The organism is Tropicibacter alexandrii (genome assembly GCF_003667315.2).
Taxonomy (GTDB): domain Bacteria; phylum Pseudomonadota; class Alphaproteobacteria; order Rhodobacterales; family Rhodobacteraceae; genus Tropicibacter; species Tropicibacter alexandrii.
The window spans coordinates 1-13,126 of sequence record NZ_RCTZ02000010.1 but is presented as its reverse complement, the minus strand read 5'-3'; the positions used below and the strand labels follow the sequence as shown (position 1 = coordinate 13,126).

General features: G+C 63.0%; 15 protein-coding genes. 11 read left to right on the top strand and 4 right to left on the bottom strand.

From position 1 onward, the window contains the following. Window positions 1–26 precede the first annotated feature (26 nt). From soxC to D8Z78_RS13745, 11 genes are all read left to right on the top strand, one after another. Window positions 27–1,304 (top strand): sulfite dehydrogenase, encoded by a 1,278-nt coding sequence (gene soxC, locus D8Z78_RS13795; protein ID WP_121630857.1) that lies wholly within the window; start codon window positions 27–29, stop codon window positions 1,302–1,304. Further along, the gene (locus D8Z78_RS13790; RefSeq protein ID WP_121630856.1) at window positions 1,288–2,535 is read left to right on the top strand and encodes a c-type cytochrome; all 1,248 of its coding nucleotides are present in this window, start codon (window positions 1,288–1,290) and stop codon (window positions 2,533–2,535) included. The genes soxC and D8Z78_RS13790 overlap by 17 nt, the downstream gene beginning before the upstream one ends. A 4-nt stretch (window positions 2,536–2,539) precedes the next feature. Further along, window positions 2,540–3,250: a c-type cytochrome gene (locus D8Z78_RS13785; protein WP_121630855.1), complete on the top strand. Its 711-nt coding sequence runs from the start codon at window positions 2,540–2,542 to the stop codon at window positions 3,248–3,250. 171 nt (window positions 3,251–3,421) lie between these two features. Beyond that, complete coding sequence (locus tag D8Z78_RS13780) at window positions 3,422–4,681, top strand: NAD(P)/FAD-dependent oxidoreductase (RefSeq protein ID WP_121630854.1); 1,260 nt, start codon at window positions 3,422–3,424, stop codon at window positions 4,679–4,681. A gap of 60 nt (window positions 4,682–4,741) precedes the next feature. Beyond that, on the top strand, window positions 4,742–5,656 hold the full coding sequence (locus D8Z78_RS13775; RefSeq protein WP_121630990.1) for a cation diffusion facilitator family transporter: 915 nt from the start codon (window positions 4,742–4,744) through the stop codon (window positions 5,654–5,656). 106 nt (window positions 5,657–5,762) lie between these two features. Further along, complete coding sequence (locus D8Z78_RS13770; RefSeq protein ID WP_121630853.1) at window positions 5,763–6,383, top strand: ATP-dependent Clp protease proteolytic subunit; 621 nt, start codon at window positions 5,763–5,765, stop codon at window positions 6,381–6,383. Window positions 6,384–6,546: 163 nt separating this feature from the next. Next, a complete protein-coding gene (clpX, locus tag D8Z78_RS13765; RefSeq protein ID WP_121630989.1) occupies window positions 6,547–7,812 on the top strand; it encodes an ATP-dependent Clp protease ATP-binding subunit ClpX in 1,266 nt (421 codons plus the stop codon). 64 nt (window positions 7,813–7,876) lie between these two features. Further along, the gene (locus D8Z78_RS13760) at window positions 7,877–8,242 is read left to right on the top strand and encodes a RidA family protein (RefSeq protein WP_121630852.1); all 366 of its coding nucleotides are present in this window, start codon (window positions 7,877–7,879) and stop codon (window positions 8,240–8,242) included. 100 nt (window positions 8,243–8,342) lie between these two features. Next, on the top strand, window positions 8,343–8,726 hold the full coding sequence (locus tag D8Z78_RS13755) for an NADH:ubiquinone oxidoreductase subunit NDUFA12 (protein WP_121630851.1): 384 nt from the start codon (window positions 8,343–8,345) through the stop codon (window positions 8,724–8,726). Then, a complete protein-coding gene (mlaD, locus tag D8Z78_RS13750; RefSeq protein WP_121630850.1) occupies window positions 8,723–9,172 on the top strand; it encodes an outer membrane lipid asymmetry maintenance protein MlaD in 450 nt (149 codons plus the stop codon). Before D8Z78_RS13755 ends, mlaD begins: the two co-directional genes overlap by 4 nt. After that, a complete protein-coding gene (locus D8Z78_RS13745) occupies window positions 9,169–9,522 on the top strand; it encodes a DUF2155 domain-containing protein (RefSeq protein WP_121630849.1) in 354 nt (117 codons plus the stop codon). Before mlaD ends, D8Z78_RS13745 begins: the two co-directional genes overlap by 4 nt. On the opposite strand, the gene aat is transcribed toward D8Z78_RS13745, so the two are convergent. The 4 genes from aat to D8Z78_RS13725 all read right to left on the bottom strand — a co-directional run bounded on the left by aat (window position 9,486) and on the right by D8Z78_RS13725 (window position 12,694). After that, window positions 9,486–10,121, bottom strand: a complete 636-nt coding sequence (aat, locus tag D8Z78_RS13740; protein WP_121630848.1) for a leucyl/phenylalanyl-tRNA--protein transferase — start codon at window positions 10,119–10,121, stop codon at window positions 9,486–9,488. The genes D8Z78_RS13745 and aat overlap by 37 nt on opposite strands. A gap of 73 nt (window positions 10,122–10,194) precedes the next feature. Beyond that, window positions 10,195–11,544: an acetyl-CoA carboxylase biotin carboxylase subunit gene (gene accC, locus D8Z78_RS13735; RefSeq protein ID WP_121630847.1), complete on the bottom strand. Its 1,350-nt coding sequence runs from the start codon at window positions 11,542–11,544 to the stop codon at window positions 10,195–10,197. A gap of 4 nt (window positions 11,545–11,548) precedes the next feature. Next, window positions 11,549–12,034, bottom strand: coding sequence for an acetyl-CoA carboxylase biotin carboxyl carrier protein (gene accB / locus D8Z78_RS13730; RefSeq protein ID WP_121630846.1), 486 nt, complete (start codon window positions 12,032–12,034; stop codon window positions 11,549–11,551). Window positions 12,035–12,229: 195 nt separating this feature from the next. Continuing rightward, window positions 12,230–12,694 carry a hypothetical protein gene (locus tag D8Z78_RS13725; RefSeq protein WP_121630845.1) on the bottom strand — a complete coding sequence of 155 codons (465 nt, stop codon included), beginning with the start codon at window positions 12,692–12,694 and terminating at the stop codon, window positions 12,230–12,232. Window positions 12,695–13,126 lie beyond the last annotated feature (432 nt).

The window sequence follows — 13,126 nt, the reverse complement described above, 5'->3', positions numbered from 1 at the left end:
CCCGTCTGCTTTGGAAGGAGAGACATATGACCACAGAGAACAAGGGCGCCTCGCGCCGTCAGTTCCTGACCGGGGCCGCCGCTTTGGGCGCGGGCACGGTTGCGGCAACGGTGGCGAAGGCCGCCGGTCCCGATCCGCTGATCACCGAGGTGCAGGAATGGGCGTCCGGTCTGGGTGAGGGCGTCGATGCCACCCCATACGGCCTGCCGATCCGCTTCGAGGATGACGTCGTTCGCCGCAACGTGCCGTGGCTGACCGCCGACCCGATCAGCTCGATCAACTTCACGCCGATCCACGCGCTGGACGGCACGATCACCCCGGCGGGCTGTGCGTTCGAGCGTCACCATTCCGGTGCGATCGAGCTGTCCAAGGCGGATTACCGACTGATGATCAACGGCTTGGTCGACAAGCCGCTGGTCTTTACCTACGAGGATCTGGAACGCTTCCCGCGTGAGAACCACGTGTATTTCTGCGAATGCGCGGCCAATACCGGCATGGAATGGGCGGGCGCGCAGCTGAACGGCGCGCAGTTCACCCACGGCATGATCCACAACATGGAATATTCCGGCGTGCCGCTGCGCACCCTGCTGGCCGAGGCCGGTCTGGATGCCGCTGGCGACCTGAAGGACAAGTGGGTCTATGTCGAGGGCGCGGATGCGTCGTCGAACGGGCGCTCGATCCCGATGGAAAAGGCGATGGACGACGTCTTCGTCGCGTTCAAGGCCAATGGCGAGGCGCTGCGCAAAGAGCACGGCTATCCGGTGCGTCTGGTCGTTCCCGGCTGGGAAGGCAATATGTGGGTCAAGTGGCTGCGCCGCATCGAGGTCATGGATGGCCCGGTCGAAAGCCGCGAAGAGACCTCGAAATACACCGACACGCTGGCCGACGGCACCTCGCGCAAGTGGACCTGGGTTATGGATGCGAAATCCGTGGTCACCAGCCCCAGCCCGCAATCGCCGATCAAGCACGGTCCCGGCCCGGTCGTCATCACCGGCCTCGCATGGACCGGCCATGGGCGCATCACCCGCGTTGACGTGTCCAAGGATGGCGGCATGACATGGGAAACCGCGCGTCTCGCCAACGAGGGCGAGGACAAGGCGCTGACCCGTTTCTACCTCGACACGACGTGGAATGGCGAGGAATGGCTGCTGCAATCGCGCGCCATGGACGAGACCGGCTATGTCCAACCGACCAAGGCTCAGCTGCGCGACGTGCGCGGCGAGAACTCGGTCTATCACAACAACTGCATCCAGACCTGGCATGTGAAATCCAATGGGGAGGCCGAAAATGTCGAAGTCTCTTAATCTTTTCGGCGCGACGATCCTCGGGATCGGGGGAACCCTGCTGGTTGCGCACAATTTCGGTGACCGTTTCGTGGCGCAGATGCCCAGCACGGCCACCGCGATGGGCGCGTTGCCCGCACCGATCCCGGAACCGGAGGCCCCCGTTCAGGCGGCCAAGGCCGAGCCGGTCGATGTCGATGGCGGCATCGTCGCGGCGGCCCATGCGGACGAGTCCACTGGCGGCTTGCGCTTTGGCCTTGGCCGCGAAGCCCTGCCCGAAGAGGTCGCCGCCTGGAACCTCGATGTCAGCCCCGACGGCACCGGCCTGCCTGCGGGCTCCGGCAATGCGCTGGATGGCGAGCCGATCTTCGAGGAAAACTGCGCGGTCTGCCACGGCTCGTTCGCCGAGGGCGTCGACAACTGGCCCAAGCTGGCCGGGGGCGACGGCACGCTGGCCGACAAGGACCCGCTGAAGACGGTCGGGTCCTACTGGCCCTACCTGTCGACCGTGTTCGACTACGTCCACCGGTCGATGCCCTTTGGCAACGCCCAGTCGCTGACCCCGGACGAGGTCTATGCGATCACCGCCTACATCCTCTATTCCAACGACCTGATCGACGACGATTTCGAACTGTCGCCCGAGACTTGGGCCGAGGTCGAGATGCCGAATGCCGAGGGCTTCATCGTCGATGACCGGGCCGACACGGAATACAGCATCTGGCGCGCCGAGCCTTGCATGGAGAACTGCAAGGAGTCCGTGGAAATTACCATGCGCGCCACCGTGCTGGACGTGACCCCGGACGAAGAGGGCGCAGAGCCCGCCGCTGAAGAAGCCGCCGCCGAGCCGAGCGTGGTCGAAACCGCCGACGAGCCGGTCGTCGAAGAGGCCGCTGCCGAGCCCGCCGCCGAAGAGGCGCCGGTCGAAGAAGCGGCTCTGGACCCGGAACTGGTCGCCGCAGGTGAAAAGGTCTTCGGCAAGTGCAAGGCCTGCCACCAGATCGGCGACGGTGCCAAGAACCGCACCGGCCCGCAGCTGAACAACGTGATCGGTCGCGAGGTCGGCAGCGTGGAGGGCTTCAAATACTCCAACGCGATGGCCGATCATGGCGGCGTCTGGGACGAGGAAGCCTTCACCGCGTTCATGCAGAAGCCGCGCGACTACATCAAAGGCACCAAGATGGCCTTTGCCGGCCTTCGCAAGGACGAGGACATCGCGGCCCTGATCGCCTATCTGCAATCGAACCCGCAGTGACGCTATGAAGCATTATCTCGTTGCTCTGACACTTGCGTTGGCCCCCCCGGGGGCCGCGCTGGCCGAGGAGGTCGCCGAAGCCTTGGGCGATGCCGAAAACGGCGCCAAGGTGTTTCGCAAATGTACGGGATGTCATCAGGTCGGGCCCGGTGCGAGCAATCGCGCCGGGCCTCATCTCAATGGCATCTTCGGGCGTCGCGCGGGCAGTATCGAGGGGTTCGATTATTCCGACGCGATGGACCGCGCCTTTGGCGATGGTCTGGTCTGGGAATATGATCAACTCGACGCCTATATCGAAAACCCCAGAGCCTTGGTTTCCGGCACGCGTATGTCGTTTCGCGGGATAAAGGACCCACAGGATCGGCATGACGTTTTGGCCTATCTCAGGGAATTCACAGCCAATCCGCAGGATATTCCGGAATCGGCGCCAACCGCCTTGAAACGCGAAGTGGAACTGTCGCCGGACGTCCTCGCAATTGTCGGGGACCCGGAATATGGCGAATACCTCGCTTCGGAATGCCTGACCTGCCACCAATCCGATGGGGGCGATGCCGGTATCCCCTCGATCACCCGATGGGTGGAAGAGGATTTCGTTGTTGCCATGCATGCTTACAAGCAAAAGCTGCGCCCGCATCCGGTGATGCAGATGATGGCGGGGCGCTTGTCAGACGAGGAAATCGCGGCGCTGGCGGCGTATTTTGCCGATCTAGAATGATCCTACCAAAGTCGCGGCGCAGATCGTGCCGCGATCAGAAAAAAATTCAAAAATAAACATTTGCCAGCGCAATAATGCTGCGCGATAGTTTAGTCAAACGCACGATAAAAACCGCAAAGGTACTGTGCGAAACCGGGTGCCGGGACTGCATCCAATCAGGAGGAGGAAAAGATGAAATTGAACAGACGTGCCTTTATCGGGACGGCCACGGCGGCGGCGACGCTGTCCGCGCCGATGCTGAATGCGCAGGGCAAGCCGCGTGTCGTTGTGGTGGGCGGGGGCGCAGGCGGCGCGACCGCCGCGCGCTACATCGCCAAGGACAGTGATGGCGCCATCGACGTCACCCTGATCGAGCCAAGCCGGACCTACTACACCTGCTTCTTCTCCAACCTCTATATCGGTGGCTTCCGCGACCTTCAGAGCATCGCGCACAACTATGCGAAGCTGGCCAGCGACTATGGCATCAACGTCGTGCATGACTGGGCCACGGGCGTGGACCGCGACGCCAAGACCGTGGCGCTCGCGGGGGGCGGTTCTGTGCCCTATGACCGGCTGATCCTCAGCCCCGGCATCGACTTCGTCGAAGGCGCCGTGCCGGGCTGGGACTTGTCGGCGCAGACCGCGATGCCCCATGCCTACAAGGCGGGCACCCAGACCGCGCTGCTGAAATCGCAGATCGAGGCCATGCCCGAGGGCGGCACCTTTGTCATGGTCGCGCCGCCCAACCCCTATCGCTGCCCGCCGGGGCCGTATGAGCGCATTTCGATGGTCGCCCATGTGCTGCGCGACCGGAACCCGACGGCCAAGATCATCATCGCCGACCCCAAGGCGAATTTCTCGAAACAGGGGCTGTTCGAGGAAGGCTGGAACAAGCACTATTCCGGCATGATCACCCGCATTGGCCCGGATTTCGGCGGCGAGAATGTCTCGGTCAATGCGGCGACGATGGAGGTCGACGTGGATGGCGAGGTTATCAAGGCCGATGTTTGCAACGTCATTCCCGTCCAGAAAGCCGGGCATATCTGCGAAGCCGCTGGTCTGACCGAGGGCAACTGGGCGCCGGTGGACGGGCATACGATGGTCAGCCGGATGGATGAGAACATCCATATTCTGGGCGACGCGACCAATCAGGGCGACATGCCGAAATCCGGCTTCTCCGCCAATTCGCAGGCCAAGGTCGCGGCGATGGCGGTGCGCGGCGCGTTGACCGGCAGCCGTGTCTTCCCGGCGAAGTTCTCCAACACCTGCTGGTCGTTGATCGACACGGATGACGGGGTCAAGGTCGGTGCCTCTTACGAGGCGACCGACGAAAAGATCGCCAAGACCGATGGCTTCGTCAGCCAGACCGGCGAGGATGCCGCGCTGCGCAAGGCGACCTACGAGGAAAGCATCGGCTGGTACGAAGGCATCACCAGCGACATGTTCGGCTGATGGCAGGGGGCGGCATGACCGCCCCTTGACCTTCCCTGCATGGAAGCGCAGCCTGCGCCCATGCCCCATGGACACCACCATCACCACCATGTCGATCCGGAAGCCGGGGATATGCGCATGGCTGCGGCCGTGGGCGTGAACCTGCTGTTGACGGTGGCGCAGGTGATCGGCGGGATCGTGTCGGGCAGCCTCGCCATGATCGCCGATGCGCTGCACAATTTCAGCGATGCGGCGAGCCTCGTCATCGCCTTTTGGGCGCGCAAGATCGCCCGGCGTCCGGCGGATTCGGACATGACTTTCGGCTATGGCAGGGCCGAGATCGTCGCGGCGCTGATCAACCTCACGACACTGATCGTCGTCGGGCTTTACCTGATCTACGAGGCAGTCATACGGTTTTTCGAACCGCAAGACGTGCTGGGCTGGCTGGTGATCCTGATCGCTGCCGTGGCGCTTGTGATCGATCTGGCCACCGCCGCGCTGACCTATACGATGGCCAAGACCAGCGTGAACATCCGCGCGGCCTTCATGCACAATCTGGCCGATGCGATGGGCAGCCTTGCGGTGATCGTCGCCGGATTGCTGATCTGGGCCTTCGGCTGGATCTGGGTCGATCCCCTGATCACCTTGGGCATCGCGGGCTACATCCTGTGGATGGCGCTGTCGGAGATCGGCGGTGTCGTGCGCATCCTGATGCTGGGCAGCCCGCCGGAAATGGCGCCGGAAAACGTGCTGGCCACCGCCGAAGCGGTGGAAGGCGTCGCCGGTCTGCACCACGCCCATCTATGGCAGATGGACGAGCATCACAGCGCGCTGCAGGCCCATATGGTCATCGATACGGGCGCGTGGGGGCGGGCGGACGCAATCAAGCAGGCGGTCAAGACGCGGCTGGAAGAGGCCCATGGCCTAACCCATGTGACGCTGGAAATAGAGTGCGCCGCGCATGTCTGTTCCGGCGTGCAAAGGATCGGGCATTGAGGGTGAATTGGTCGCGGCCTCTTGCGACCCCCCAATGCCAATACTAAGACTCAGGTAACTAATCCACGTTACAGATTTCACTGACAGCAAGAGAACAGGCAGGCCGATGAAAGATCCGATCGAAACTTACATGAACCTCGTGCCCATGGTCGTCGAACAGACCAGCCGCGGCGAACGCGCCTACGACATCTTTTCGCGCCTGCTCAAGGAACGCATCATCTTCGTCAACGGGCCGGTGCATGACGGCATGTCGTCGCTGATCGTGGCGCAGCTGCTGCATCTTGAGGCGGAAAACCCGTCCAAGGAAATCTCGATGTATATCAACTCGCCGGGCGGTTCGGTCGTGGCGGGCCTGTCGATCTATGACACGATGCAATACATCAAGCCGAAGGTCTCGACGCTGGTCTGCGGCCTCGCCGCATCGATGGGCTCGGTGATCGCGATCGGCGGCGAAAAGGGCATGCGCTTCTCTCTGCCCAATGCGGAATTCCTCGTCCACCAGCCCTCGGGCGGGGCGCAGGGCACCGCGGCCGACATCCTGATCTCGGCGCGGCACATCGAGCAGACCCGTGAACGCATGTATAAGTTGTATATGCGTCATTCCGGTCAGGATCACGATACCGTGCGCGAGGCGATGGATCGCGACCTGTGGATGACCCCGGAAGAGGCCTTGGAATGGGGCCATATCGACGAGATCGTGACCAGCCGCGTGACGGCTGAGGAGTAAACGGGCAGGCCCTGTGCCCGGAACGGTGCAGGGCAATTTTCGCATTGTGGCGCGGGGATGCCTGTCCTAGACTTGGCAGATACCGTGGCGGACCGGGCAAGTGGGGGCCGGACCGCGCGTGACAGGACTGACGAAACCGGCATTTGGCCGGGAAAGGTGCATGATGGCAACGAATTCTGGCAGTGACAGCAAGAACACCCTCTACTGCAGCTTCTGCGGCAAATCTCAGCATGAGGTGCGCAAGCTGATCGCAGGCCCCACGGTGTTCATCTGTGACGAATGTGTCGAACTGTGCATGGATATCATCCGTGAGGAAACGAAGGGCGCAGGCCTGAAATCCTCCGAAGGGGTGCCCACGCCACGCGAAATCTGTGACGTGCTCGACGACTACGTGATCGGCCAGATGAAGGCCAAGCGCGTGCTCTCGGTGGCCGTCCACAACCACTACAAGCGTCTGAACCACTCGCAGAAATCGTCGGATATCGAACTGGCGAAGTCGAACATCCTGCTGATCGGCCCCACCGGCTGCGGCAAGACGCTGCTGGCGCAGACGCTGGCGCGCATCCTCGACGTGCCCTTTACCATGGCCGATGCCACCACGCTGACCGAAGCCGGTTACGTGGGGGAGGATGTCGAAAACATCATCCTCAAGCTGTTGCAGGCGTCGGAATACAATGTCGAGCGCGCGCAGCGCGGCATCGTCTATATCGACGAGGTCGACAAGATCACCCGCAAGTCTGAAAATCCCTCGATCACCCGCGACGTGTCGGGCGAGGGGGTCCAGCAGGCGCTGCTGAAGCTGATGGAAGGCACGGTTGCCTCGGTTCCGCCGCAAGGCGGGCGCAAGCATCCGCAGCAGGAATTCCTGCAGGTGGACACGACCAACATCCTGTTCATCTGCGGCGGTGCCTTTGCCGGGCTCGACCGGATCATCAAGCAGCGCGGCAAGGGCTCTGCCATGGGCTTTGGCGCCGATGTGCGCGATGACAGCGATGCGGGCGTGGGCGAGACCTTCCAGCAACTCGAACCCGAGGACCTGCTGAAATTCGGCCTGATCCCGGAGTTCGTCGGCCGTCTGCCGGTCGTGGCGACGCTTGAGGATCTCGACGAGGACGCGCTGGTGACGATCCTGACCCAGCCGAAGAACGCGCTGGTCAAGCAATACCAGCGCCTCTTCGAGATGGAAGATACCCAGCTGTCCTTCACCGATGACGCGCTGAGCGCCATCGCGAAGCGGGCCATCGAGCGCAAGACCGGCGCACGCGGGTTGCGCTCCATTCTGGAGGGCATCCTGCTCGACACCATGTTCGAACTGCCCGGCATGGATGAGGTGACCGAAGTGGTCGTCAACGACGAGGCGGTCAATTCGGACTCCAAGCCGCTGATGATCTATGCCGATCAAAAGAAAGAGGGCACCTCTGCCAGCTGAGCGGGCAACAGGCGCAACAGTTTGTAGGGCGGGGATTTTCCCCGCCCTTTTCTTGGAGAAGACTATGACGATCACACGCATTTCCTCGGGCGGCGAATTCGAAGCCAAGATCGGCTATTGTCGCGCCGTCGTTGCGGGCGGCTTTGTTCATGTCGCGGGCACCGTCGGACAGGGCGACACCGTGCAGGATCAGTGCCGCGCCGCGCTGGCCACCATCGGCGCCGCGCTGGAAAAGGCGGGCGCGTCCTTTGCGGATACCGTCCGCGTCAACTACTATTTGCCCGACGCCAAGGAATTCGAGCCCTGCTGGCCGATCCTCGCCGAAACCTTCGGGGCGAACCCGCCAGCGGCCACGATGGTCGAATGCAACCTGATCGACGCGAAATACCGCATCGAGATCGAGCTGACCGCGCTCGCCCCGGCAAAATAACGCAAATTTCCCCAATCGGCCCGGACCTGCGGCACCGCCGCACTGGACCTCGCGTCCAATCCGGGCCATACGGAACCAGCAGATTCCGGAGGTCACCCGCATGGGCATTCTCAACAGTCTTCTCAAGGCCGTCATCTGGTGGAACGGTGCCACGCTGAACACGCTCCTCTACACCAAGCGCAAAGGCGTGAAGGTGGGCGAGGACGAGCAGGGCAACGTCTTTTACCACACTGCCGACGACAAGAAGCGCTGGGTCATCTTCAACGGCGAGGCCGAGGCGTCGCGCGTCAGCCCCGACTGGCACGGCTGGTTGCACCGCACCTTCGACGAGCCGCCGACCGAACGGCCGATGGCGCACAAGGCGTGGGAAAAGCCCCATATCGAGAACCTGACCGGCACGGCACTGGCCTATGCGCCGATCGGCTCGATCCGCCGCGAGCAGCCCGCGCCGCGCAGCGACTACGAGGCCTGGAGCCCGGAATGAGCCATTCGGCGACCGAGGTCACCGTAGGCGGGGCGGTCCTTGCGGCTGCGCTCGCCTTTGGTGTCTATACGATCCAGACCACCGGGTTTTCGCTGTCGAGCGAGGGCTATGACCTCCGCGCCTCCTTCCGCTCGATCGAGGGCGTGAGTGTCGGCACCGATGTCCGTCTGGCCGGGGTCAAGGTCGGCACGGTCACCGGCATTGAGCTGAACGCCGAAACCTATCGCGCCGATACCGTCGTGACGATCCGCGATGGAATCGAAATCCCTGACGACTCCGCCATCGTGATCGCGTCCGAGGGGCTCTTGGGCGGCAACTTCGTCGAGGTCTCGCCGGGCGGGTCGCTGTTCTACTTTCAGCCCGGTGACGAGATCCTCGATACCCAAGGCTCCGTCAGCCTGATTTCCTTGCTTCTGAAATTCGTAAGCGGGGGTTCCGAGGAATGAGGGCGCTTGCTCTGGCTTTGCTGCTGCCGATGGCTGCGCAAGCGCAAGAGGCGGTGAACTGGGGCGAGGGGGCCGTGCTGCGCGCGCTCGACAAGCTCAACGCCAAGGTGCAGGACGTGACCCTGACCAATGGCGAGGCGGTGGAGATCGGGTTGATCCGGATCGAGCTGAAGGAATGCCGCTACCCGGTGGGCGACCCGTCCGGCAATGCCTATGCCTTCCTGACCATCAGCGAACGCAACGTCGCAGAGCCGGTCTTTCGCGGCTGGATGATTGCGGCCTCGCCGGCTTTGAACCCTTTGGACCACCCACGTTACGATGTCTGGGTGTTGCGCTGCACAACGTCCTGACCGGAACCGGCCAGAGGCGCTGACAGGATATCCGCGTCGTGGTCCAGAGCCGCTTGCAGGCGCGCTCGATAGCTGTCCCGCGGGATCTCGATCCCGCCGAGACTGGCCAGATGTGGCGTCAGGAATTGCGTGTCGAACAGGGTGAAGCCCGTGCGGTTCAACAGATCGACCATCCAAGCCAGCGCGATCTTGGATGCGTCGCGCTGCCGCGAGAACATCGACTCGCCGCAGAAGACACGGCCAACGGTGACGCCATAGACACCGCCGACCAAAGCGCCATCGGCCCACACCTCCAGAGAATGGGCCTGACTCTGGTCGAACAACTCACTGTAGAGACGACGAATTTCGCGATTGATCCAGGTTTCTTGGCGATCCGCGCAGCCGTCGATCACGCCTTGGAAATCCGCGTTCAGCGTCACGTCGTAATCGTTCCGCCGCAGCCGTTTGGCCAGACTGCGCGAGATGTGAAACCCGTCAAGCGGCAGGATGCCGCGACGGCGCGGCTCGACCCAGAAAATTTCTGGATCGTCGCGATGCTCGGCCATCGGAAAGATGCCGGATCGGTAAGCGTGCAACAAAAGGTCGGTCGTGACGGTCATGACCAATGTCTACACTTGGCCCGCGCGGAACCTCCAGCCGGAAAAAGAAAACGGGGCCGAAGCCCCGTTCCCGTCACTCCAGCCCACCGGCTTCGAGCCATTTTTCCAACCAGTGGATGTTGTATTCGCCGGTATGGATGTCCTTTTCGCGCAAGAGCGCGCGGAACAGCGGCACGGTCGTATCGACGCCGTCCACGATCAGCTCGCCCAAGGCACGGTGCAGTCGCGCCAGCGCCTCCGGCCGGTCGCGGCCATGCACAATCAGCTTGCCGATGAGCGAGTCGTAATAGGGCGGAATGCGGTAGCCTTGGTATAGCGCACTGTCCATGCGCACGCCCAGACCGCCGGGCACGTGGTACTGCGTGATGGTGCCGGGGCAGGGGGCAAAGGTCGGCAGACGTTCGGCGTTGATGCGGACCTCGATGGCGTGGCCGTTGATCGTCAGGTCGTCCTGCGTGAACGACAGCGGCAGCCCTGACGCGACCCGGATCTGCTCGCGCACGAGGTCCTGACCAAAGATCGCCTCCGTCACCGGGTGTTCCACCTGCAGGCGCGTGTTCATCTCGATGAAGTAGAACTCGCCATCCTCATAGAGGAATTCGATGGTGCCCGCGCCGCGATAGCCCATCTTGGCGACCGCGTTGGCGCAGATCTCACCGATGCGCGCGCGTTCCTCGGGGCTGATCGAGGGGCCGGGCGCCTCTTCGAAGACCTTCTGGTGACGGCGCTGCAAGGAACAGTCACGCTCGCCCAGATGGACGCCGCCGCCCTGACCGTCGCCAAAGACTTGAATCTCGATATGGCGCGGCTTTTGCAGGTATTTCTCGATATAGACCTCGTCATTGCCAAAGGCGGATTTCGCCTCGGCCCGCGCGGTCTGAAAGGCGCGCTCCATCTCGGAGTCATTGCGCGCGACCTTCATCCCGCGCCCGCCGCCACCGGCGGTGGCCTTGATAATGACGGGATAGCCGAAATCCGCGCCGATGCGCTTGGCCTCGTCGAGCGTCGCGACGCCACCTTCGGAGCCGGGGACAACTGGGATTCCCAGTTCCTTGGCGGTTTCCTTGGCGGTGATCTTGTCGCCCATGGTGCGGATATGCTCGGCCGACGGACCGATGAAGGTCAGGTCGTGGTCCTCGACGATCTGCACGAAGCGGGCGTTTTCGGACAGAAAGCCATAGCCGGGATGAATCGCGGTTGCCCCGGTGACCTCGCAGGCGGAGATGATCGAGGGGATCGACAGGTAGCTGTCGGTCGACGAGGCGGGGCCGATGCAGATGGTCTCATCCGCCATGCGCACATGCATCGCATCGGCATCGGCGGTCGAATGCACGGCGACGGATGGGATGCCCATCTCGCGGCAGGCGCGGATGACGCGCAGCGCGATCTCGCCGCGATTGGCGATCAGGATCTTGTCGAACATGCGCTTATTCCAGAATGACCAGCGGGGCGCCGTATTCGACCGGGGCGCCATCCTCGACGAGGATGCGCTTGACCGTCCCGGCGCGCGGCGCGGGGATATGGTTCATGGTCTTCATCGCTTCGACGATCAGCAGCGTGTCGCCTTCCTTGACCTGCGCACCGACGCTGATGAAGGCGGGGGCACCGGGTTCGGCCTGCATGTAGACGGTGCCGACCATGGGCGAGGTCACAGCGCCGGGATGGGCGGCGGGGTCCTCGGGGGCGTCAGCCGTAGCGGAGGCGGCGACCGGAGCGGGAGCGGCGGCCTGTGTGACGACCGGAGCAGGGGCGGCCATGACGGCGGGCGGGGCGGCGCGGCTCACGCGGACATTCAGGCTGTCATCCTCGCCGTATTCCCGATTGACCTCAAGCTCGGTCAGATCGTTTTCCCGAAGCAGCTTTGCCAGCGCCTCGATAAAGGCGACATCCGTCTCGTGCGTATTCTTGCTCATACCATCCTCGCGGTTCTGGGCCCTGCGCCGTTAGCGCCGACTGTGCGCGTGTATAAGGCAAGCGTTGGGCGGTGAAAAGCGATGCCGCACGCGGAAATCGCGAGAATGGGGGGGAAATCCACGTGCAAACGCGCCGGTTCGGGCGGATTTCCGGCGGAGACCGGGGCGCAGCGCCCCGGCATTGCGTGATCAGGCTCAGCTGTCTTCGGTATCGCGTGCCGTGTCGGCCTTGGTGATCTGCGCGGCGTTTGCATACCCCCGACGCGGGTCTTCGCCCCGGGCCGTGCGGTCCGGCGCAGGTGCCACATCCTCGGTCTCTTGTGGTGCGGGGTGAAGGCTGCGGTCATGCTTGTCGCCGCGCGGTTCGTCCCCTGCCTCGTCCGGGCGCGTCAACCCGGCTTGTTCGTTCAGCAATTGGCTGATCTTGATCTGCATGATCGACGGCGGCGCGATATGGGTTTCGGGATCGACGGCCCCGCCGGCGCTGCGCCAGAATTGCAGGGGCTTCTTGCCGTCCTTGAAGCCGGCATCGGGGTTACGCGACTCCGCAACGGGTGTGACGCGAGTTTCGCGGCGCACGGGGTCCCGATTTTCCGGTAGACCAAACGGGTGACCCGTGGTCTGGGGCGCGATCGGGACAGACAGGCTCATAATCTGCATTAGACTGCTCCATCCAGCGTGCCCCCACCGGATAAAGTTATCATATCCTTGCCAATATCGCAGTGGGATACGCTGAATTGAAGATAGAAATCGCAGGACTGGTTAACCCCCCGTGGGCCCGATTGGGTTGCTGATCTGTCCAGATTTGCAAGTTATTGAATCCGCGTCAGTATTTTGAAGCGTTCCCGGAGTTTCTCGGGGGTGGGGCCATTTTCGTCGTGAATGCCGTGGTTCAAGGATGAACGATCCGCACACAGTTCACCATTAATTCGGGGACCATTGGGCTTAAGGAAATGAAAACGGCCGCCCCGGGGAAGGGGCGGCCGCCATGCTTTCCGCAACTGCGCCCTATCGATTCATTCTGTTATCGATGAGGTCATCGACGACGGTGGGGTCTGCGAGTGTGGATGTGTCGCCCAATGCGCCGTAGTC

Excerpts from the sequence above, each read along its gene's own strand:
- mlaD (WP_121630850.1), top strand. The coding sequence starts at position 8,723 with ATGAGCCATTCGGCGACCGAGGTCACCGTAGGCGGGGCGGTCCTTGCG.
- accC (WP_121630847.1), bottom strand. The coding sequence starts at position 11,544 with ATGTTCGACAAGATCCTGATCGCCAATCGCGGCGAGATCGCGCTGCGC.
- D8Z78_RS13725 (WP_121630845.1), bottom strand. The coding sequence starts at position 12,694 with ATGCAGATTATGAGCCTGTCTGTCCCGATCGCGCCCCAGACCACGGGT.
- D8Z78_RS13745 (WP_121630849.1), top strand. The coding sequence starts at position 9,169 with ATGAGGGCGCTTGCTCTGGCTTTGCTGCTGCCGATGGCTGCGCAAGCG.
- D8Z78_RS13790 (WP_121630856.1), top strand. The coding sequence starts at position 1,288 with ATGTCGAAGTCTCTTAATCTTTTCGGCGCGACGATCCTCGGGATCGGG.
- D8Z78_RS13755 (WP_121630851.1), top strand. The coding sequence starts at position 8,343 with ATGGGCATTCTCAACAGTCTTCTCAAGGCCGTCATCTGGTGGAACGGT.
- D8Z78_RS13780 (WP_121630854.1), top strand. The coding sequence starts at position 3,422 with ATGAAATTGAACAGACGTGCCTTTATCGGGACGGCCACGGCGGCGGCG.
- accB (WP_121630846.1), bottom strand. The coding sequence starts at position 12,034 with ATGAGCAAGAATACGCACGAGACGGATGTCGCCTTTATCGAGGCGCTG.
- D8Z78_RS13775 (WP_121630990.1), top strand. The coding sequence starts at position 4,742 with ATGCCCCATGGACACCACCATCACCACCATGTCGATCCGGAAGCCGGG.
- D8Z78_RS13760 (WP_121630852.1), top strand. The coding sequence starts at position 7,877 with ATGACGATCACACGCATTTCCTCGGGCGGCGAATTCGAAGCCAAGATC.
- soxC (WP_121630857.1), top strand. The coding sequence starts at position 27 with ATGACCACAGAGAACAAGGGCGCCTCGCGCCGTCAGTTCCTGACCGGG.
- aat (WP_121630848.1), bottom strand. The coding sequence starts at position 10,121 with ATGACCGTCACGACCGACCTTTTGTTGCACGCTTACCGATCCGGCATC.
- D8Z78_RS13785 (WP_121630855.1), top strand. The coding sequence starts at position 2,540 with ATGAAGCATTATCTCGTTGCTCTGACACTTGCGTTGGCCCCCCCGGGG.
- D8Z78_RS13770 (WP_121630853.1), top strand. The coding sequence starts at position 5,763 with ATGAAAGATCCGATCGAAACTTACATGAACCTCGTGCCCATGGTCGTC.
- clpX (WP_121630989.1), top strand. The coding sequence starts at position 6,547 with ATGGCAACGAATTCTGGCAGTGACAGCAAGAACACCCTCTACTGCAGC.